Here is a 19,636-nt window from a genome sequence, read left to right as displayed (position 1 = left end):
GCGGCGGCCGGGGATGGCGGCCGCGCGGGCCGCCGGTTCGGTGATCACTCGACGCGGATCCAGGTCTGTGTACGGCCCAGCAATGGCATGCCGATGAAACCGCGCACTTCCAGCTTCTTGCCGCCGTCCACCGGCTTCAGGCGCACACGATAGACCTTGCCGTTGCTCGGGTCGAGGATGTCCCCGCCGTCCCACAGCTCGGCGTCGCCGCTGTTCTTCTTGACGTTGCGGATGATGGTCATGCCGATGATGGGCTGACCCTTGCGATCGTCCTCGCACTCGTCGCACTTGGCGGTCTGCTTGGTCGGATCGGTGATCTTCTCGATCTTGCCCATCAGCACGCCGCCCACCTCGCTGATGCGGACGGTGGAGCGCTCCTGCTTGGTGTCGTCGTCGATCGTCTTCCAGACGCCCACCGGCGAGGTGGCCGATTGGGCCAGCGCCAGGTTGGCGGACAGACCGAGGCCCAGGGCGACGGCGGTGGCGAACAGCGGTTTCATCGTGTCTCTCTCCGATTTCTTGTGGACTGCCGTGGGCCCGGCGTGAGGCCGCATCGGTGCTGCGGCGGGGGGGACGCGGGCGCCCCGCTCGAGGGGGCGCCCGCGACGCTGTCTTTTTAGAACAGCGCCTCGTCCATTTCCATCAGCGGGTTCAGACCGGCACGCGCGGTGCGGATCAGGCTGGCCGTCTCGGGCAGCAGCTTGGCGAAGTAGAAGCGCGCGGTCGCCAGCTTGGCGGTGTAGAAGGGATCGCCCGAATCCTTCTTCTCCAGCGCCAGCTTGGCCATGCGCGCCCACATGTAGGCGAAGCACAGGTGACCCACGACGCGCAGGTAGTCCACCGCGGCGGCGCCGACTTCATCGGGGTTCTGGAAGGCCTTCATGCCGATTTCGGTGGTCAGCTTGGTGACCTTGTCGCCGATGTCGGCCAGCGGGTTGATGAACTCCTGCATCGCTTCGCTGGTGCCCTCTTCCTCGACGAACTCGGCGATCTTCTTGCCGAACTTCTTCAGCGTCGCGCCGTTGTTGCTCAGGATCTTGCGGCCCAGCAGGTCCAGCGACTGCACGGTGTTCGTGCCTTCGTAGGTCATGTTGATGCGGGAGTCGCGGACGAACTGCTCCATGCCCCACTCGTGGATGTAGCCGTGGCCGCCGTAGACCTGCATGCAGTGCGAGGTCGCGATCCAGGCGTTGTCCGAAATGAAGGCCTTGATGATGGGGGTCAGCAGGGCGACCTCGTCCTCGCAGGCCTTGCGCTCGTCGGCGTCGTCGCTGCTCAGCGCCTTGTCCAGCTGCAGCGCGGTGTAGGCCGACAGCGCGCGGCCGCCTTCGGCGTAAGCGCGCGCCGTCAGCAGCATCTTGCGCACGTCGGGGTGGACGATGATGGGATCGGCCGGCTTGTCCGGCGCCTTCGGGCCCGACAGAGCGCGCATCTGGATGCGGTCCTTGGCGTAGACGACGGCGTTTTGGTATGCGACTTCGGTCAGGCCCAGCGACTGGTTGCCCACGCCCAGACGGGCGGCGTTCATCATCACGAACATCGCCTGCAGACCCTTGTGGGGCTGGCCGACCAGCGTGCCCACCGCGCCATCGAGCACGATCTGCGCGGTGGCGTTCCCATGAATGCCCATCTTGTGTTCCAGGCCGCCGCAGTAGACCGGGTTGCGCTCGCCCAGCGAGCCGTCGGCGTTCACCTTGAACTTGGGTACCACGAACAGCGAGATGCCCTTGGAGCCGGCCGGCGCATCCGGCAGACGCGCCAGCACCAGGTGGATGATGTTCTCGGCCAGGTCGTGCTCGCCGGCGGAGATGAAGATCTTCTGGCCGGTGATCTTGTAGCTGCCGTCGCCCACGGGCTCGGCCTTGGAGCGCAGCAGGCCCAGGTCGGTGCCGCAATGCGGCTCGGTCAGGCACATCGTGCCGGTCCACACGCCCGAGGTCAGCTTGGGCAGGTAGGTGGCCTTCTGCTCCGGCGTGCCGTGCGCATGCAGCGCCTCGTAGGCGCCGTGGCTCAGGCCGGGGTACATGGTCCAGGCCTGGTTGGCCGAGTTCATCATCTCGTACATGAACTGGTTGACCAGCACCGGCAGGCCCTGGCCGCCGTACTCGGGGTCGCAGGACAGCGCGGGCCATCCGCCTTCGACGTACTGGGCATAGGCTTCCTTGAAGCCCTTGGGCGCCTTGACCTCGTGCGTGGTCTTGTCCAGCACGCAGCCTTCCTGGTCGCCCGACAGGTTGATCGGGGTCAGGACTTCGGAGGCGAACTTGCCGCCCTCTTCCAGGACCGCGTTGATGGTGTCCTCATCGACCTCGGCATGCGGGGGCAACAGCTTCAGCTCGTCGACCGCGTGCAGCAGCTCGTGCAGCACGAACTTCATGTCGCGCAGGGGCGGGTTGTACTGAGGCATGAGGAACTCCTGAGGGTGGTTCTAGTGAGAGGGAAAGACCTGACCCCGCTCAGGCGCGCTTGCGCCCGGCGGGGGCCGCCACGGAGGCGGCGGGTTGGGGTTGCCGCGCCTGGGCGTCGGCCTTGCGGCCGGCCGGCGTGGCGAAGCTGTCGAGGATGCGTTCCAGCCCCGTACGGGCGCGGGCCAGCGCGCCGGGGCTGCGCAGGAAGCGCGCGTCGTGATGCAGCGACAGGATCAGCCCGTGCATCTCGAAGAGCACCTGGTCCGGATCCGCGTCCGGCGCCAAATGGCCGACCTCCTGCGCCAGAAGGATGGCCTTGCGGATCGCCGCGTGCCAGTCGCGCACCATGCCGACCAGCGCATCGCGCACCGGGCCGGGCCGGTCGTCGAACTCGACCGCGCCGCTGATGTAGATGCAGCCCGAATCCACTTCGACCGAGGTCCGGTGCACCCAGCGCTCGAACAGCGCGCGCAGGCGCGGCAGGCCGCGAGGCTGACGGATCGCGCTGTAGAAGACTTCCTCTTCGAACTTGGCGTGATACTCCCGCACGACCGCGATCTGCAGTTCCTCGCGCGAGCCGAAATGCGCGAACACGCCAGACTTGCTCATCTTCGTCACATCGGCGAGCGCGCCGATGGACAGGCCTTCCAGCCCCATGTGCGAGGCCAAGCCCAGCGCGGCATCCAGGATGGCGGCGCGGGTCTGCTGGCCCTTCTGCAGCGAGCGCGTGCCACGACGGGCGGCCGCGGACGCGGGGGCTGGCTTGTTGGCGGTGATGGCGGTGCTGGACACGATGCCCGGAATAATAAAACGAACGGTCGTTCTATTTTGCAGAAGTCCAGCCCGGAAGTGCAATCCTTGACCACTGTTTTTTAGTGGTGATGACCTAAAAAAGCAGGTCCGCTGCTTTGGGCGGTGGATCCAAGGGATTGACCCGACGCGCCCAATGACAGCTCGGTCGCGCCACTTCGAGGGTTAACCCGAACGCGCGAATCGCCCCTTCTCGGCGACCCTGGCAGGCCATGTGCCCCGCGTGCGTCGAGCCGGTCCAGTGACCTTCGACGTCAGGGGGCGGAGGGCGCCGGCATAGACTGGTGCAAACAGGGAGCCTGAAGAATGCACAAGCCATCGAATGGCGTCGTTCGGGTTCTGGTGTGCCGGGTGCAGTCCCGCCTGTGCGGCCTGCCGCTGGACGCCGTGGAGGAGACGCTGCGCCCACAACCGCTGCGTCCGCTGACGGCGGAGGTCGTGCACGTCCAGGGCCTGGCGCGCATCCGCGGCGACTGGGTGCCGGTGGTCGACCTGGCCGGGCTGCTGGGCATGGACGCCGCGCCCGTCGGTCGCTATGTCGTCGTGCGCGCCGGCGGCCGGCGCGTCGCGCTCGCCGTCGCCGAGGTGCTGGGCCTGCACGCACTGGCCGAGGGCGCCGTCTCCACCCTGCCCCCGCTGCTCCAGGACCGGGCTCATGCCGCCGTCGCGGCGCTGGCCGAGCGCGACGACGAGCTCGTCGCCCTGCTGGACCACGCCCGCCTGCTGCCCAAGGACTGGCTCGCGACGCTGCCTGCGGACCCGCCTGGACGCGAGCCCTCGCCCGACGCCGCGCTCGACCCCGCGTCCGGCAGCACTCTCATGACCCTCCCCGATCCCGACGCGTCCCCGATGGCCGGAGCCGCCTCGTGAGCCGCCCCGTGCCCGCCGATCCGGCGCTGCTGCCGCGCCTGCGCGCGCTGCTCGCGGCACGGCTGGGCCTGCAGTTCGACGACCGTCAGGACGACTGGCTGGCCGCGGCGCTCGCCCGCGTGGCCGGAGCGGCGGGCCCGGAGCGCTTCCTCGCGCAGATGGAGCTCGCGCCCTCGCGCGACCGCTTGGACGCGCTGGCCGCCGAGCTCACCGTCGGCGAGACCTTCTTCTTCCGCCATCCGGAGCAGCTCGACGCCCTGCGCTACGACATGCTGCCGCGCATGACCCGCCGCGCGCTGGCCGACGCCGCGCTGAGCGGTTCGGCGCCAAGGGCGTTGCGCGTGCTCTCGGCGGGCTGCGCCTCGGGCGAGGAGGCCTACACCCTGGCGATCACGATGCAGCGCGCCGGCATGCAGATGCAGGGCGTGGACTGGGACATCCTGGCCATCGACCTGAACCCGGCCGCGATCGCGCGCGCCATGTCCGCCCGCTACGGCGAATGGAGCTTGCGCGCCACGCCGCCCGAGCTGCGTGAGCCCTGGTTCCGTCGGGCCGAGCCCGACTCCGACACGGCGTCCGGCGCGGCCCCGGAGCGCGACCGGCCCCGGCTCTGGTCGCCCCTCCCGTCCATTCGCGAGCGCGTGCGCTTCGAGCAGCGCCACCTCGGCCTGCCCGACGCGGTCTTCTGGGCGCCGGAACGTTTCGACGTCATCTTTTGCCGCAATGTGCTCATGTACCTGGAGCCGGCCGCCCTGCGCCAGGCCATCCGCAACCTGACCGGCGCGCTGGCGCCGGGGGGCGTGCTCTTCGTCGGCCACGCCGAGACGCTGCGCGGCCATACCGATGCGCTCACGCTGCGGCATGCGCAGGGCTGCTTCTTCTATCAACGCGAGACCGCCCCCGCGACGCCTCCCGCGCGGACCGCGCCGCATGAGCGGCTGATGCGAGGTGCGGGCGCCGGTTCTGGGGACGCCGGCATCGGCCTGGATCACTGCATCCCGCCCTCCTGGCCCTATCCCTGGTCGACCGTCGCGGCCTCGCCCGGCCAAGCCCGTCCGGCCGGCGAGGCCCCCGACGACACCGCCGACCGCGACGCTGAGCAGGCCTTGCTCGACGAGGCCCTGCGCCTGATCGAGGCGGGCCAGCTCGACGACGGGCTGCGCGCCTGCGCGCGGCTGAGCACGCCCGGCACGCCGCCCGCGCTGCTGGCCGAGGCGCTCTACCTGCAAGCGCTGGCGATGGAGGAGCGCGGCGAGCTGCCCTCCGCCGAATGGCACCACCAGCGCGCCGCGGCCAAGGATGCCGGCTTCGCGATGCCGCATCTGCGGCTGGGACTGCTGGCCCGGCGTCGCGGCGAGATCGTCGCGGCGCGGCGCGAGCTGCGCCGCGCGCTGGAGCTGCTCGACGGCGAGAGCGCCACGCGGCTGCGCCGCTTCGGCGGCGGCTTCGAGCGAGACGACCTGCGGCGTCTGTGTCGCGACGAGATCCGGGAGGCCCACGCATGAGCGACGAGATCCGCCGCCAGCTCGCCGATTGGCGCGACAGCTTCGACCGCGGCTTCGCCGAGCCGCTGCGCAGCCGCACCGACGAGGCGTCCTTCGACGTCCTGGGCATACGGATTGCCGGGGCCGCGTTTGCCCTGGACTTGGCCGATCTGGCCGGACTCATGCCCGCGATGCCGCCCGCCCCCTACCCCGCCACCGCGCCCGGTCTGCTGGGGCTCATCGGCCATCAGGGTCAGGTGTTGCCACTCTACGACCTGCAGACCTTGATCGGTCGCGGCAGCGCGCCGGCCACCCACTGGTGGGCCGTGGTGCGCGCCGCGCCGCTGGCGCTGGCCTTCGAGGGCTTCGACGGCCAGTGGCGCATCGCCGCCAGCGAGCGCCTGCAGCAGAGCGACGCGGCCGGCGCCGGCTGGGCGGTGCGCTGCGGCGGCGCGCTGCGTCCGCTGCTGGCGCTGCACGAGGTGGTCGCCACCGTCACCGGGCGGCTCGCGGCCGCCACAGAGACCGACACGACAAGGACCGCCGACCCGATCGGCTCATGACAGGGAGAACGCTCATGTGGACCTTCGGAAGAAAGTTGACGGTGGGCTTCGCCCTGTCCTTCGCGCTGCTGCTGCTGATCGGAGTGCTGTCCTATCGCGGCGTGGACGTGCTCACGCAGACCAGCTACCAGGTCGCCCACACCCACTCGGCGCTGAACCACATCACCGGCCTGCTGAGCGCCATGAAGGACGCCGAGACCGGTCAGCGCGGCTATCTGCTCACCGGCGACGACACCTATCTGGAGCCCTATCGCCAAGCCTCGGTCGACCTGCCACGGATGCTGGGCGAGCTCAAGACCCTGATCCGCGACAACCCGTCGCAGCAGGCGCGGCTCAACCAAGCCTCGCAGATGATTGACGGCCTGCTGGCGCTGCACAAGGACCGCGTCGACACGCGCAAGGGCAACGGCGAGGAAGCCGCGATGCGTCTGGTGCGCTTGGGCGATGGCAAGCGCCGCATGGACGAGCTGCGCGTGGTCATCGGCCAGATGGAGAACGAGGAAGAGGACCTGCTCAGGCAGCGCGCCGCCGAGGTCGAGCAAGCCGCCGCCGGCGTGCGCCAGGCCATCGTCTGGGGCACGGTCGCGGGCGCGGTGCTGGTGCTGATCGCGGCGATCACGCTCAGCCGCGCGCTCAGCGGTCAGGTGGGGTCGGCGGTGCGCCATGTGCAGCGTTCCTCGGCGGAGCTGCAGGCCGCGGCCAATCAGCAGGCGGCCGGCGCGCGCGAGACGGCAACCTCGATGACCGAGATCTCCACCACCATTTCCGAGCTGCTCGCGACCTCGCGCCAGATCGCCGACAGCGCGCAGCGGGTGGTCGCCATCGCCGAGCAGACGGACGGCTTCGCGCGCGGCGGCGACGGCACGCTGCAGGCGGCGCGCGAGACCATCGCCGCGATGCGGCGGCAGATCGATCTGGTCGTGGACCACATGCTGGACCTGGGCCGCAAGTCGCAGCAGATCGGCGTGGTGCTGGACTTGGTGGGCGAGCTGGCCGAGCAGACCAACATCCTGGCCATCAACGCGACCATCGAGGCCACCGTCGCGGGCGACGCGGGTCGCCGCTTCAGCGTGGTGGCCGACGAGATCCGCAAGCTGGCCGACCGCATGACCGCCTCGACCAAGGAGATCCGCGTGCAGATCGACGACGTGCGCGGCGCGGTGAACACCACGGTGATGGCGACGGAGACCGGCTCCAAGGCGGTCGACGCCAGCGCCCGCCAGTTCGACGACGTGGCCTCGACCTTCGGCCGCATCGCCAGCCTGGTCGTGACTACGACCGAGGCCGCGCGCGAAATCGAGCTTTCCACCAAGCAGCAGGCCACCGCGGTCGAGCAGCTGAACGTGGCGCTGTCCAACACCGCGCAGGCCTCGCGCGAGACCGAGGCCAGCTCCGGCCAGACCTCGCAGACGGCCACCGAGCTGGCGGAGATGTCGCGCGAGCTGCTGCGTCTGGTCCAGGCCCAGCCGGCCTGACCGGCCGCGCGACCCTCACCCGCCCTTCCACAGGAACAGGACGCCCAGCGCCGTGGCCAAGGACCCCTACCGCTTCTTCCGCGTCGAGGCGCGCGACCTGCTGCGCCAGATGAGCGAGGCCGTGCTCGCCGCCGAGCACGGCCCGGCGCCGGACCTGCCCGCCAAGCTGCTGCGGCTGGCCCACACGCTCAAGGGCGCGGCCAGCGTGGTGCGCCTGCCCGAGATCGCCGGACAGGCCCATGGCATCGAGGATCTGCTCACGCCCCTGCGCGACAGCGGAACGACGCCGGATCGCGCGGGACTGGATGCGCTGCTGATGCTGATCGACGCGGCCGGCGATGCGATCACGGCGCTGGATCCGGCGGCGCCGGTGCCGGCGGCCGCCACGGCCTCAGCGACCGCGTCGACGTCGTCAGCTTCGGCTGCCCCAAAGCCCTCACCGACTCCGGCCGTCGCGACCGAGACCTTCGCGAACCGCGCGCCGTCGGCCGAGCACGCGGCTTCACGCCCCGACAAGTCCGCCGTCGACGACGCCCCGATCCCGGCCCTGCCCGACATCTCCCGGCAGTCGCCGGAGGAGCTGGACGCGATCGTTGCCCACATCGCGCAGACGCAGGGCGAGCTGGTGCCCCTCGAGCGCGCCGCGGCGATGGTGCGCGAGCTGCGCCTGTCGCTGGAAGGCGCGCAGGAATCGCTCGCCGGCCCGCTGGCCCGCATCGAGGACCAACTGGAGCGCGGCACCCGACAACTCGGCCGCGAACTGGTGGCGCTGCGCGACAGCGCCGAGCAGTTGCGGCTGGTGCCGACCTCCAGCCTGTTCCCGCCGCTGCAGCGCGCCACCCGCGACGCCGCGCGCTCGCAGGACAAGCAGGCCCGCTTCGAGGGGCTTGGCGGCGACGTCAAGCTCGAAGGCGAGGTGCTGAACGCGCTGCTGGGCGCGCTGGTGCAGATGGTGCGCAATGCGCTGGCCCACGGCATCGAGACGCCGGCCGAGCGCGTGGCCGCCGGCAAGTCGCCGCAGGGCCGCATCACGCTGACCGTCGAGCGGCGCGGACGCGACGTGCTGTTCCGCTGCGAGGACGACGGCGCCGGCCTGGACCTGGACGCCGTGCGCCGGACCGCCTTGGCCAAGGGACTGGGCGACGCGGCGATGCTGGACGACGAGGGACTCATCGAACGCCTGCTGCGCGGCGGCCTGAGCACCGCGCGCCGCGTCGACGCGCTGGCCGGACGCGGCGTCGGCATGGACCTGGTGCGCGACACCGCCGACCGCCTCGGCGGACGGCTCACGCTGCGCAGCCGCCGCGGCGAGGGCACGACGCTGGAACTGCTGGTCCCGGTGCAGATCGCCGCGCTGCGCGCGATCCAGGTGGGATCCGGCGGGCTGACGGCCTGGATCCCGCTGGACGCGGTCGAGTGCGTGTTGCAACGGCCCACGCTCAACGGCCAGCAGATCGCGCTGCGCGACGAGCTGCTGCCGCTGCTGCCGCTGACCGAGGTGCTGCGGCCCGGGTCCGCTTCGCCGGAGGCCTTGGCGCCCCGCTCGGCGCTGGTGTTGCGGGCCGGCGGTCAGCGGGCGGCGTTGGGCGTGGAGGCGCTGGACGGCATCGCCGTCGTCGTGCTGCGGCCGCCGCCGGCCTTGCTGCCGGCCTCGCCGCTGATCGCGGGGCTCGCGCTGGACGCGGCGCAGCAGCCGGTGCCGGTGCTGGCGCCGGAAGGCCTGACCGCCGCCGCGCGCCGCGCCCGGCCGCGCGCCGCCGTGCCGGCCCCGCGCACGGGGACCATCCTGGTCATCGACGACTCGCTCACCACGCGCATGCTGGAGCAGAGCATCCTCGAAGCCGCCGGCTACCGCGTCCACATGGCCGCCTGCGCCGAGGACGGCCTGGAAGCGGCGCACCGCGAGCGCTACGCGTTGATCCTGGTGGACGTCGAGATGCCCGGCATGGACGGCTTCGAATTCGTGAGCCGCATCCGCCAGGACGCCGCGTTGCGCGACGTGCCGGCCGTGCTGGTGACCTCGCGCAACGCGCCCGAGGACTTGGCGCGCGGCAAGGCCGTGGGCGCCGACGGCTACATCGTCAAGGGCGAGTTCGCGCAGAACGAGTTCCTCGCGCAGGTCGCGCGGCTGGTGGCGCGCTCCGCATCGCAGGACGCGTCGACGCCCGGTTCTGGCGCGGCGCCCGGCACCACGTCCCGTGCGAACCCGGCGTCGTCGGCATTGCAGACATCGACATCGGCATCGCGCGCCGCCGACAAGGGGACGTCCTCATGAGCGTCGCCAAGCTGCGGGTGCTGGTGGTCGAGGACTCGATCACCGTGCTGGCGCACATCCGCGAGGTGCTGTCCGCGCAGCGCGACATCGAGATCGTGGGCGAGGCCAACGACGGCCAGCGCGCGGTGGCGCTGTGCCAGCAGCTGCGGCCCGACGTCGTGTCCATGGACATGATGCTGCCCGGCATGGACGGCCAGGCCGCGACCGAGGCCATCATGGCCCACTGCCCGACGCCCATCCTGATCGTGTCCTCGTCGACCAATCGCGGCGAACTCCTGCGCACCTACGAGGCGCTGGCCGCCGGGGCCGTCGAGGTGCTGGAGAAGCCCAGCGGCACGCAGCCCGAGGGCGAATGGGAGCGCCGTTACGTGACGCTGCTGCGGCTGGTCTCGCGCATCCGCGTGATCACGCATGTGCGGGCGCGCATGGCGGGCCGGCCGCTGCCGTCGGCGTCCGCGCCGTTCCCGGGGGGATCCGCGCCGGGACGCCGCGCGCTGCTCGCGCTGGGCGCCTCCACCGGCGGCCCCGGCGCGCTGATGAAGGTGCTGCAGTCGCTGCCCGCGCCGGCACCGCTGCCGGTGCTCATCGTGATGCACATCAACGCGGTCTTCAGCCGCGGCTTCGCCGAATGGCTGGATGCGCAGACCCCGCATCGGGTGCGCTACGCCCACGGCGGCGAGCCGCTGCGCGAGTTGGCGGGTCAGGTCTTGCTGGCGCCCCCGGACGCCCACCTGATCCTGCGCGCCGGCCGCCTGGAGCTGAGCCACGCGCCCCCGCGGCACTCCTGCCGTCCGTCGGTGGACGTGCTCTTCGAATCACTGGCCGCCGAGATCGGCGCGGGCGTCGCCGCCGCGTTGCTGACCGGGATGGGCCGGGATGGCGCGGCCGGGCTGCTGGCGATCCGCCGGGCCGGCGGCGCGACGCTGGCCCAGGACGAGGCCAGTTCCATGGTGTACGGCATGCCGCGCGAGGCCGCCCAGTTGGGCGCCGCCGAGCGCATCCTGCCGCTGAACGAGATTGGTCCCGCCTTGATGGGCTTGAGCGGTACGGCCTGGGGAGGAGCCCATTCATGAATGAAAGAACCTTGATCGTCGAGGACAGCCTGACGGTGCGGATGGACCTGCGCGAGGCGCTGGACGAGGCCGGCTTCGACTGCGTCGAATGCGCGACGCTGGCGCAGGCGCGCGCGGCGCTGGCGCAAGCGACGCCTGCCCTGGTGCTGCTGGACAACCAGCTGCCCGACGGCGACGGCGCCGGCTGGCTCAGCGAGCTGCGCGCCGCGCCAGGCGGCCAGGACTGCGTGGTGCTCATCCTGTCCAGCGCCTCGCAGGTCGGCGACCGGCTGCGCGGTCTGGCGCACGGCGCGGACGAGTACGTCGGCAAGCCTTACGACCGGCTCTACGTCGTGGATCGCGCCCGCGAGCTGGTGCGCCAGCGCCATGCGCTGCGCAGCGTGGGCGATGCGCTGACGCAACCGCCCAGCGTGCTGCTGATCGACGACAGCGAGACCTTCCGCGAGGCGCTGCGCGAGGCCTTGGAGCCCGCCGGCTATCGCATCCTGCTGGCGGCCAGCGGCGAGGACGGCCTGCGCCAATCGGCCGCGCTGCGGCCCAACGCGGTGATCGTCGACCAGCACATGCCGGGCATGGACGGGGCGGCGGTGATCCGCTCGTTGCGGCTGGACCCGGCGCTGCGTCACACGCCCTGCCTGCTGCTCACGGCCGACGAGGGCTATGAGGCCGAGCTGCGCGCGCTGGAAGCCGGCGCCGACGCTTTCGCCCGCAAGCAGGACGATGTCGACCTGATCCTGGCGCGCGTCGCCGCGATGCTGCGCAGCGCCAAGGCCAGCCTGCCCGAGCACGGCGCCAGCCTGCTCGGCCCCAAGCGCCTGCTGCTGGTGGACGACAGCGCCAATGTGCTGGCCGAGCTGGGCGCCACGCTGCGCGACGACGGCTTCGACGTGATCTCGGCGTCCAGCGGCGAGCAGGCGCTGGAGCTGCTGTCGGTGCAGAGCGTGGACGCCGTCCTGCTGGACGTGCAGATGCCCGGCATCGGCGGCCTGGAGACCTGTCGCCGCATCAAGGCCGCGCCGGCGCTGCGCGACATTCCGGTGCTGCTGCTGACCGCCTTCGACGGCCGCGAGACCATGCTGGCCGGGTTGGAGATCGGCGCCGACGATTACGTCATCAAGGCCAACGGCGAGGTCGAGCTGCTCAAGGCGCGGCTGCGCGCGCAGCTGCGCCGCAAGCAGTTCGAAGACGAGGCTCGCCGCAGCCATGCCGAGCTGCACAACAGCGCGATGGAGGCCGCCGAGGCGCGCGCCGCGCGCGAGCTGGCGGACAGCCGAGCCGAGCTGCTCGCCGTGCTGCAGCAGCGCAACGACGCGCTGGAGCAGCTCAACGCCGAGCTCAGCCGCGCCAGCAGCGCCAAGACCGCCTTCCTGTCGACCATGTCGCATGAGCTGCGCACGCCGCTGAACGCGGTGATCGGCTTCGCGCAGCTGATGCGGGACGGCGCCGCCGGTCCGGTCAGCGATCGGCAATCCGAGTTCTGCAACCACATCCACAACGCGGGCCAGCATCTGCTGTCGCTGGTCAACGACCTGCTGGACATGGCCAAGATCGAGGCCGGCCGCGTCGACCTGGACATCGAGCCGGTGGACCTGGACGAGCTGCTGGGCGACGCGCTGGCCATCGTCCAGGAACGCGCGCGGCTGGGCAACATCCGCATGGACTTCTTCGGCGTGGGCCAGCAACAGCGACTGTGCGTCGACCGGCGCCGGCTGCGGCAGATCATCTACAACCTGCTGTCCAACGCCGCCAAGTTCACGCCCAAGGGCGGGCAGATCCGGCTGGAGGCGCGCCGCGTCTCGCGGGCCCGGGCGCGCGAATCGCTGCCGGGCTTCCCCATCGGGCGGCGCTCGGACCTGCCTGAGAGCGAGTTCGCCGAGTTCGTGCAGATCAGCGTGACCGACAGCGGCATCGGCATTCCCGCGGACGGGCTGGAGCGGCTGTTCCAGCCCTTCAACCAGATCCGCAACGCGCTGACGCACAAGGTCGAGGGAACGGGCCTGGGCCTGGCGACGGTGGCGCGGCTGGTGCAGCTGCACGACGGCGCGGTGGCGGTCAGCAGCGAGCCGGACAAGGGCAGCTGCTTCACCTGCTGGCTCCCCTGGCGCGAGCCGGTGATCCCCGACGTCATCCTGCCCGACGAGCCCGGCGAGCGTCCGCTCGCCCTGGTCATCGAGCACAACGAGCAGGCCGCCACGCTGATCCAGACGCAGCTCAAGGGCGCGGGTTTCCGTGTGCGGCATGTGCGCTCGGCCGAGGAGGCCTTGCAGCTCGCGCACCGGCTGCGTCCCGACCTGATCACGCTGGAGGTCAACCTGCCGGGGCTGGACGGCTGGGAGCTGCTGTCGCGGCTCAAGAACCTGGCGGGCTGGGCGCACATCCCGGTGGTCGTGGTCTCGGTCGATGCGGGGCAGGAGGTGGCGCTGTCGCTGGGCGCCTCGGCGGTGCTGCACAAGCCGGTCAGCCGCAAGGCGCTGACGCAGGAGCTGCAGATGCTGGGCTTCAAGCCGACGGCGACGCGCAAGTTCCTGGTGCTGGCGATCAGCGATGCGCCGGGGGATCTGCAGTCGCTCAGCGCGCATCTGTCGCAGCCGGGCTTCTCGGTGCTGCGCGCGACCGGCGGCAAGGAGGGCATCGAGCTGGCTCGGCGCCACGTGCCCGACCTGATCGTGCTGGACCTGCTGATGGCGGAGGTCGACGGCATCGGCGTCGTCGAGGCGCTGCAGCGCGATCCGCTGACGGCGGCGATTCCGGTGATCGTGGTCGCCGCTTCGCAGCTGACCGCGCGCGATCGGGAGCTGCTCAACCGCCATGTGCAGCGCGCGACCGCGCGGCAGCCGGCGGCGGATGCGGCGGCTTCTCCGGTCGGCGCACCGCCATCGGCGGTGCTACCCTCCGGCGCGCGGCCCTCGCCAGGACCGCAGGGTCACTTCATGGACGAGGTCAAACGCGCCATCAGCCGCACCAGCTGGGGCGACCTCGATCCGCTGGATGATTGAGGCACGCACTTGAAGTGCCATGCGGCGCAATGAATCGCCACTGAGAAGCGACGACGTGCCGATGGCGATCGAAACGACACGGGAGCCCGATGCAGCCGAACGAGACGCCCTCCTCCTCTTCCCCGCCGGCCACGCCGCCGGACGGGGGTTTGCTGACCGTGGTCCTGGTCGAGGACTCGCTGACCATCCGGCGTCAGCTGTTGCAGCGCCTGGACGCGGTGCCCGGCCTGCGCGTGATCGGCGAGGCGGCTGACGAAGCCACCGCGATCACCATCGTCACGCAGCTGCAGCCCAAGGCGGTGCTGCTGGACCTGTCGCTGGCCCAGGGAGGCTCCGGCCTGGCGGTGCTCAAGGCGCTGCGCAAGCAGGGCTTCGTGGGGCAAGTGATCGTGCTCTCGCACCAGACCGAGGCCTACCGCGCGGGCGTACTCGCGGCGGGCGCCAATGGCTTCTTCGACAAGGCCGAAGAGCTGGACGTGATGCTGCGCCAGCTCACCGGCCGCGCGGAGCTGCCCGGACCCGAACCGCTGGACGCGGACGCGCTGCATGCGAGGCTGGACCAGACGGTGCGGCTGGCGCTGCGCGACGGCTCGGAGGTCGTCGTGCACGTGATCGCCGGGCGTCGCTCCGAGATGCCGCCGCTGGCGGCGCAGCTGGCGGTGGGACTCGAAGGGGGTGATCTGGTCGGATGGACCAGAGCGGCCGGCGGGGCCGGCGGGGCCGGCGACGCGCTGCTGTGCGTCGTCCAGGTCGATGCGGACGATGCGCCCCCGCTGCGGGAGCGACTGGACGTCCTGGCACCCGATGTACGGCTGGGTCGCGCGCGGCTGCCGGAGGACGCGCTGTCGGCGGGCGGGCTGATCGGACTGGCCACGCTGCAGGCGCTGGGCAAGCTGCCGGGCTAATCCTTCCGGGCCGGGGGGATGCAGGCGGGCACTTGAGTTGCCCCCACGACTGGAATACCCTCCACCGCTGGAGGTCAATGACCGTGGACGTTCTGCAACTGGACATCTCGGGCCGACCGCAGGCCTGGATCTCGACGAAGGAAGCAGCGGTGCTGTACGCCAGCGACGCCATCGGGTGGACGCTGGGAGACCCGTGCCACACGCTGCGCGGCGGCTATCAGCGCATGACGGGGTTGCAGTCCCGCATCGAGCTCCACCCCATCGTCGCCGTCCGCGGCGCGATTCCCAGCCGCGCCTGGCGCCAGTCCCCGGCGCTGTCCAATTTCAAGCTGTTCGCCCGGGATCGGCATGTCTGCGCCTACTGCGGACACAGCTTCCATGCGGACCACCTGACACGGGAGCACATCCAGCCGGTGTCGCGCCACGGGCGGGACACCTGGATGAACTGCATCACCGCCTGCCGCGGTTGCAACGGCCGCAAGGGCAACCGCACGCCGGAAGAGGCGAACATGACGCTGCTGTATCTGCCCTACGTGCCCAGCCTGCACGAGGACATGATCCTGCGCGGGCGCCGCATTCTGGCGGACCAGATGGAGTTCCTGCTGGCGAGCGTGCCGCGGTCGTCGCGGCTGTATCTGGACTAGGACGGAGCTCGTCCTCCCCCATCCGACGGGGGAGAAGCTCATACCAAGACGTTATGGCGAGCTCGCCCGGCCGGCCCTAGTCTGATGGGGTCGCACAGAGGGAGCTCCCCATGATGAACACGTCTTTCCATCGCATCCAGGTGCGGGTGGCGCATGCCGATCCGCTGGTGGCCGTGGGGCTCGCCACGGTGCTCGCCCGTCACGCCGACATCGAGCTGGTCGAGCATGACCTCGCCGGCCCGCGCGTCGTCATCGCCGATTACGAGGGCGCGCTCAGCCTCGTCCATCAGCGCCGCTCGCCCCGTGCGCCGCGGCCGATGACGCCGCTCCCGCCGCACCGCGTCGACGACGCCAAGGTGCTGGTGCTCACCGCCAACGACCGCGAGCACGATGTGCGCTCGGCGCTGGAGGCCGGTGTCGAGGGCTATGCCGACCTGGGCTGCCACATCGAGGAGCTGGTCAACGGCGTGCGGCTCGTGGCGCGGGGCTCGCGGTATCTCAGCCAGCGCGCGGCGCAGCGCGTCGCCGCGAGCATGACCCGCAGCGCGCTCACCGAGCGCGAACGCGAGGTGCTGGCGGAGGTCGCGCTGGGCAAGAGCAACAAGGCGGTCGGGCAGACGCTGCGGATCTCGGCCGGCACGGTGAAGACGCACATGAAGGCGATCCTGGAGAAGCTCGGCGCGGCCACCCGCACCGAGGCCTCGGGCATCGCGCGCGAGCTGGGCCTGATCGCCTCGCCGCCGGTGCGGTCCGGTCGACTTGTGTAGAGTGACGCTTTGGGCCCGCCGCGAGGCGCGCGCCTTGCCCGTGAGCAGCAGGTAAAGACTTGTTGCCCGGTCAACGATGGCGCGAGCGTGTTCGTTGGCCGGCTATCGACTGGAGTACGAGATGAAGAAGCTCTTGATGGCGACGATGGTGGCGGCCCTGGCCGCCTGTTCGACGACGAGTCCCGACGTGATTCAACGCGGCGACGCGCAGCGTCTGTCGCAGGTGCAGGATGCGACGGTGCTGTCCTGGCGCCCGGTGACGGTGGACGGCAGCCAGAGCGGTGCCGGCGCGGTGACAGGCGCGGTGGTGGGCGGTGTCGCGGGCGGCAGCGTCGGCGGCCATCGGGAGGGCCTGGTGGTCGGCGTGCTGGGCGCGGTCGCGGGTGCGGCTCTGGGCAACGCGGTGGAACGCGGCGTGACCAAGGAGCAGGCGGTCGAGATCATCGTCCAGCTGCGCAACGGCGAGCGCCGCGCGATCGTCCAGGCGCAAGGCAACGAGAACTGGCAATCCGGCGAACCGGTGATGATCATCACCACCGGCGGCAAGGCCCGCGTGGTGCGCGCGCCGGCGGCGACCCGGACCAATTGAGCCCTTCGGGCTGGACATGAGAAAGGGGCTTCGGCCCCTTTTTTCGTTCGTGCTCTATCCAGTTTCGGCAGCACGCCGAACGGCGGGCAACTGAGTTAGCAGCTCTGGAAGAGCCAAGGTGACGGTGTCCCACACGACATCGAGGTTGATGTCGAAATAGCCATGGGCGATGCGGTTGCGCATGCCCTTCATGCTCCGCCAAGGTACTTGCGGATGTGCGTCAACGAAAGGCTCGTGGTCCTTGAGCACCTTCGTCGCGGCCTCGCCAAGCACGATGATGTTGAGGATGACCGCCTGCTGGGTCTTCTTGTCCTCGAGAAACGCCGCCTTGCTGAAACCGTCGACGTACGAGCAGGCCAAGCCGGCGGCTTCCTGCATGTGGTCGAGGTAATCGAGCAGGCGGGTTTCGCTCATACGGGCTGGGCCTCCGCAAGAACCTGCCCTCGGAACTTCATGGGAAGGTCGCCGGGAGTCAGCAGATCCACGCGCACTCCGAGAAGCTCCTCCAATTCGACCTGGAGTCCCCCCAGGTCGAACAGCGTGGCGCCGGGCAGCGGATCGACCAGCAAATCAAGATCGGAGCCATCACGGTCGTCGCCATGCAGGGCCGAGCCGAATACCCGCAGATTCGACGAACGATAGCGGGCGACCAGACTGCGCAACAGATCTCGCTTCGAGGCAAGAGCAAGTGATGGTTTCATTTGAGCTTCACGTTCAATGCGACCAAGTGCAAAGGATACCGCGCAGTTGGTCGAGAGGGATATCTCGCGAGAACACGTCGGCAGTGAACGCGCTCCCGAGCCTCACTTCACCCGCTGCTTCTCCAGCTTCCGCGCCAGCGTTCGCCGGTGCATGCCCAGCCGCCGCGCGGTCTCCGAGATATTGAAATCGGTCGCCGCCAGCGTCTCGTGGATGTGCTCCCACTCCAGCGTCTTGATCGAGGTCGTCGCCCGCGCGGTCACCTCGACGTCCGCGTCCCCGTCGGCGCGCGAGAACGCCGCCTCGATGTCATCGGTGTTGGCGGGCTTGGCCAGGTAGTGACGCGCCCCCAGCTTGATCGCCTCCACCGCCGTGGCGATGCTCGCGTAGCCGGTCAGCACGACGATGACCATCTCGTCATCGCGCTCGTGCAGCGCCTGCACGCAGGCCAGGCCCGAGCCGCCGCCCGCCAACTTCAGATCGACCACCGCGTACTCCGGCCGCTCGTCAGGCGCGCGTTCGTCGAGCAGCTTCTGCACCTGCTCCAGGCTGGTCGCGCGCAGCACCTGATAGCCGCGGCGCTCGAACGAGCGCGCCAGCGTGCGCGCGAACGCGTCGTCGTCCTCGACGATCAGCAGCAGCCGATCGGCATCGGCGGAAAGGTCATCCTGCATCATGGCCGCCATTGTCGGACAGTCCTTGCGGCGCGAGCGCCGACAAGGGCATGCGAATCTCGACCTCCGCCCCGCCGCCCTCCTCCGCATCGCGGTTGCGCGCCTGCAATCGCCCGCCCAGCGAGCGCACCACATTCAGCGCGAGGAACAGCCCCAGCCCGCCGCCCGCCCGGCCCTTGCTCGATTGATAGGGCTTGCCGAAGCGCTCCAGCATCTCCGGCAGGAAGCCCGGCCCCCGGTCCCGCACCCGCAGCACCAACTGGCCGTCCTCGATCAGCGCGCGCAGGATCACCGGCTGGCCCGGCGCCGCCTCCAGTGCGTTGTCCAGGATGTTGTCGATCATCTGCTTGAGCCCCACGTCCGACACGATGCGCGGCGACGGCAGATCCACATCGGGCCGGTAGTCCAGCCCCTCCCGCGAGCGCGTCGCGCGCCAGTGCTCGACCAGCTCGTCCAGGAAGCCCTGCAGCGTCGTCACCACCGGCGACTCGCCGCGCAGCTCGCCCGCCGACATCAGGATGCCGCTGACGATCGCCTTGCAGCGGCGCAGCTGGACCTGCATTTCCTCGATCTCCTCGCGCAGCTCCGGATCGCCGGCGAAAGGCGCCATGCGCGACCAGTCGCCCAGGATCACCGACAGCGTCGCCAGCGGCGTGCCCAGCTCATGCGCGGCGCCCGAGGCCAGCAGGCCCATGCGGACGATGTGCTCTTCCTCCGCCGCTCGCTGGCGCAGATCGGCCAGCCGCGCGTCGCGCGTGCGCAGGTTGCGCCCGATCCGCTGGATGAAGATCACCAGCAGCCCCGCGTTGATCGCGAAGCAGATCAGCAGCCCGCCGATGTAATGCGTGGGCAGCGCCAGCCCGACCATGTCCGGCACCAGCAGCGGCAGGTGCCACTGCGTCAGCGCGATGAAGCAGCCGCCCGTCAGGCTCACCATGAACCAGATGTAGCGCGAAGGCAGCAGCACCGCGCCCACCGCGATCTGCAGCAGGAACAGGAAGATGAAGGGATTCGTGACGCCGCCGCTGTAGTACAGCTGGCCGCTGAGCACCGCGACGTCCACCAGCAGGCCGGCGAAGAGCTCGGCGTTGCGCACGCTGGGCATCCAGCGCGCGCGCAGCCAGCAGGCCAGGTTGAACAGCACCAGCACGGCCAGCAGCGTCAGCATCTCCGGCATCGGCAGCCGGATGTGCAGCGCGTAATGCACCGACAGGACCGTCGCAAACTGCCCCGCCGCCGCCAGCCAGCGCAGCTGCACCAGCTGCAGCAGGTTGTTGCGCCCCGCCTCCAACGCGCGCACCTCGTTGATGGCGTTCAGCGCCGCGCCGTCCTCACCGTCCAGATAGCGGCTGTCGTCGGGATGATCATCGTCGGGATCGGGCAGAGCGAGCGGCATCGCGGGCA

General features: G+C 70.6%; 18 protein-coding genes. 11 read left to right on the top strand and 7 right to left on the bottom strand.

Going from position 1 to position 19,636, the window contains the following annotated elements:
* Nucleotides 1-44: 44 nt before the first annotated feature.
* The 3 genes from ABDW59_RS01290 to ABDW59_RS01280 form a co-directional block, all read right to left on the bottom strand.
* Nucleotides 45-500, bottom strand: coding sequence for a DUF2147 domain-containing protein (locus ABDW59_RS01290; RefSeq protein WP_343627539.1), 456 nt, complete (start codon nucleotides 498-500; stop codon nucleotides 45-47).
* Nucleotides 501-616: 116 nt separating this feature from the next.
* Nucleotides 617-2,407 (bottom strand): acyl-CoA dehydrogenase C-terminal domain-containing protein, encoded by a 1,791-nt coding sequence (locus ABDW59_RS01285; RefSeq protein ID WP_343627538.1) that lies wholly within the window; start codon nucleotides 2,405-2,407, stop codon nucleotides 617-619.
* 49 nt (nucleotides 2,408-2,456) lie between these two features.
* On the bottom strand, nucleotides 2,457-3,185 hold the full coding sequence (locus ABDW59_RS01280) for a TetR/AcrR family transcriptional regulator (RefSeq protein WP_343627725.1): 729 nt from the start codon (nucleotides 3,183-3,185) through the stop codon (nucleotides 2,457-2,459).
* Nucleotides 3,186-3,524: 339 nt separating this feature from the next.
* Here ABDW59_RS01280 and ABDW59_RS01275 point away from each other — a divergent pair, with 339 nt between their 5' ends.
* From ABDW59_RS01275 to ABDW59_RS01225, 11 genes are all read left to right on the top strand, one after another.
* Nucleotides 3,525-4,088: a CheW domain-containing protein gene (locus tag ABDW59_RS01275; RefSeq protein WP_343627537.1), complete on the top strand. Its 564-nt coding sequence runs from the start codon at nucleotides 3,525-3,527 to the stop codon at nucleotides 4,086-4,088.
* Nucleotides 4,085-5,593: a protein-glutamate O-methyltransferase CheR gene (locus ABDW59_RS01270; RefSeq protein WP_343627536.1), complete on the top strand. Its 1,509-nt coding sequence runs from the start codon at nucleotides 4,085-4,087 to the stop codon at nucleotides 5,591-5,593. Before ABDW59_RS01275 ends, ABDW59_RS01270 begins: the two co-directional genes overlap by 4 nt.
* Complete coding sequence (locus ABDW59_RS01265) at nucleotides 5,590-6,135, top strand: chemotaxis protein CheW (protein ID WP_343627535.1); 546 nt, start codon at nucleotides 5,590-5,592, stop codon at nucleotides 6,133-6,135. Before ABDW59_RS01270 ends, ABDW59_RS01265 begins: the two co-directional genes overlap by 4 nt.
* Before the next feature lie 14 nt (nucleotides 6,136-6,149).
* On the top strand, nucleotides 6,150-7,610 hold the full coding sequence (locus ABDW59_RS01260; protein WP_343627534.1) for a CHASE3 domain-containing protein: 1,461 nt from the start codon (nucleotides 6,150-6,152) through the stop codon (nucleotides 7,608-7,610).
* A gap of 52 nt (nucleotides 7,611-7,662) precedes the next feature.
* Nucleotides 7,663-9,885 carry a response regulator gene (locus tag ABDW59_RS01255; RefSeq protein WP_343627533.1) on the top strand — a complete coding sequence of 741 codons (2,223 nt, stop codon included), beginning with the start codon at nucleotides 7,663-7,665 and terminating at the stop codon, nucleotides 9,883-9,885.
* Nucleotides 9,882-10,958, top strand: a complete 1,077-nt coding sequence (cheB, locus tag ABDW59_RS01250; RefSeq protein WP_343627532.1) for a chemotaxis-specific protein-glutamate methyltransferase CheB — start codon at nucleotides 9,882-9,884, stop codon at nucleotides 10,956-10,958. The genes ABDW59_RS01255 and cheB overlap by 4 nt, the downstream gene beginning before the upstream one ends.
* Complete coding sequence (locus ABDW59_RS01245) at nucleotides 10,955-13,954, top strand: response regulator (protein WP_343627531.1); 3,000 nt, start codon at nucleotides 10,955-10,957, stop codon at nucleotides 13,952-13,954. The genes cheB and ABDW59_RS01245 overlap by 4 nt, the downstream gene beginning before the upstream one ends.
* 89 nt (nucleotides 13,955-14,043) lie before the next feature.
* Complete coding sequence (locus ABDW59_RS01240) at nucleotides 14,044-14,859, top strand: response regulator transcription factor (protein WP_343627530.1); 816 nt, start codon at nucleotides 14,044-14,046, stop codon at nucleotides 14,857-14,859.
* A gap of 83 nt (nucleotides 14,860-14,942) precedes the next feature.
* On the top strand, nucleotides 14,943-15,503 hold the full coding sequence (locus ABDW59_RS01235; protein ID WP_343627724.1) for an HNH endonuclease: 561 nt from the start codon (nucleotides 14,943-14,945) through the stop codon (nucleotides 15,501-15,503).
* Nucleotides 15,504-15,613: 110 nt separating this feature from the next.
* On the top strand, nucleotides 15,614-16,270 hold the full coding sequence (locus ABDW59_RS01230; RefSeq protein WP_343627529.1) for a response regulator transcription factor: 657 nt from the start codon (nucleotides 15,614-15,616) through the stop codon (nucleotides 16,268-16,270).
* 121 nt (nucleotides 16,271-16,391) lie between these two features.
* Nucleotides 16,392-16,859, top strand: coding sequence for a glycine zipper 2TM domain-containing protein (locus ABDW59_RS01225; protein WP_343627528.1), 468 nt, complete (start codon nucleotides 16,392-16,394; stop codon nucleotides 16,857-16,859).
* A gap of 54 nt (nucleotides 16,860-16,913) precedes the next feature.
* Here ABDW59_RS01225 and ABDW59_RS01220 read toward each other — a convergent pair whose 3' ends face one another.
* From ABDW59_RS01220 to ABDW59_RS01205, 4 genes are all read right to left on the bottom strand, one after another.
* Nucleotides 16,914-17,273, bottom strand: coding sequence for a DUF86 domain-containing protein (locus tag ABDW59_RS01220; protein WP_343627526.1), 360 nt, complete (start codon nucleotides 17,271-17,273; stop codon nucleotides 16,914-16,916).
* Nucleotides 17,270-17,560 carry a nucleotidyltransferase family protein gene (locus ABDW59_RS01215; RefSeq protein ID WP_343627524.1) on the bottom strand — a complete coding sequence of 97 codons (291 nt, stop codon included), beginning with the start codon at nucleotides 17,558-17,560 and terminating at the stop codon, nucleotides 17,270-17,272. Before ABDW59_RS01215 ends, ABDW59_RS01220 begins: the two co-directional genes overlap by 4 nt.
* A 102-nt stretch (nucleotides 17,561-17,662) precedes the next feature.
* Complete coding sequence (locus tag ABDW59_RS01210) at nucleotides 17,663-18,235, bottom strand: response regulator transcription factor (RefSeq protein ID WP_245643129.1); 573 nt, start codon at nucleotides 18,233-18,235, stop codon at nucleotides 17,663-17,665.
* On the bottom strand, nucleotides 18,222-19,628 hold the full coding sequence (locus tag ABDW59_RS01205) for an ATP-binding protein (RefSeq protein ID WP_343627523.1): 1,407 nt from the start codon (nucleotides 19,626-19,628) through the stop codon (nucleotides 18,222-18,224). The genes ABDW59_RS01210 and ABDW59_RS01205 overlap by 14 nt, the downstream gene beginning before the upstream one ends.
* Nucleotides 19,629-19,636 lie beyond the last annotated feature (8 nt).

The sequence above is a fragment of the Roseateles sp. genome (genome assembly GCF_039595295.1).
GTDB lineage: Bacteria > Pseudomonadota > Gammaproteobacteria > Burkholderiales > Burkholderiaceae_C > Roseateles.
The sequence above is the reverse complement of the archived record's forward strand: the minus strand, read 5'-3'. Positions and strand labels throughout refer to the sequence as shown.

Coding starts and splice junctions, on each gene's coding strand:
- ABDW59_RS01265 (WP_343627535.1), top strand. CDS start 5,590: ATGAGCGACGAGATCCGCCGCCAGCTCGCCGATTGGCGCGACAGCTTC.
- ABDW59_RS01245 (WP_343627531.1), top strand. CDS start 10,955: ATGAATGAAAGAACCTTGATCGTCGAGGACAGCCTGACGGTGCGGATG.
- ABDW59_RS01205 (WP_343627523.1), bottom strand. CDS start 19,628: ATGCCGCTCGCTCTGCCCGATCCCGACGATGATCATCCCGACGACAGC.
- ABDW59_RS01230 (WP_343627529.1), top strand. CDS start 15,614: ATGATGAACACGTCTTTCCATCGCATCCAGGTGCGGGTGGCGCATGCC.
- ABDW59_RS01240 (WP_343627530.1), top strand. CDS start 14,044: ATGCAGCCGAACGAGACGCCCTCCTCCTCTTCCCCGCCGGCCACGCCG.
- ABDW59_RS01260 (WP_343627534.1), top strand. CDS start 6,150: ATGTGGACCTTCGGAAGAAAGTTGACGGTGGGCTTCGCCCTGTCCTTC.
- ABDW59_RS01210 (WP_245643129.1), bottom strand. CDS start 18,235: ATGATGCAGGATGACCTTTCCGCCGATGCCGATCGGCTGCTGCTGATC.
- ABDW59_RS01215 (WP_343627524.1), bottom strand. CDS start 17,560: ATGAAACCATCACTTGCTCTTGCCTCGAAGCGAGATCTGTTGCGCAGT.
- cheB (WP_343627532.1), top strand. CDS start 9,882: ATGAGCGTCGCCAAGCTGCGGGTGCTGGTGGTCGAGGACTCGATCACC.
- ABDW59_RS01220 (WP_343627526.1), bottom strand. CDS start 17,273: ATGAGCGAAACCCGCCTGCTCGATTACCTCGACCACATGCAGGAAGCC.
- ABDW59_RS01290 (WP_343627539.1), bottom strand. CDS start 500: ATGAAACCGCTGTTCGCCACCGCCGTCGCCCTGGGCCTCGGTCTGTCC.
- ABDW59_RS01225 (WP_343627528.1), top strand. CDS start 16,392: ATGAAGAAGCTCTTGATGGCGACGATGGTGGCGGCCCTGGCCGCCTGT.
- ABDW59_RS01285 (WP_343627538.1), bottom strand. CDS start 2,407: ATGCCTCAGTACAACCCGCCCCTGCGCGACATGAAGTTCGTGCTGCAC.
- ABDW59_RS01275 (WP_343627537.1), top strand. CDS start 3,525: ATGCACAAGCCATCGAATGGCGTCGTTCGGGTTCTGGTGTGCCGGGTG.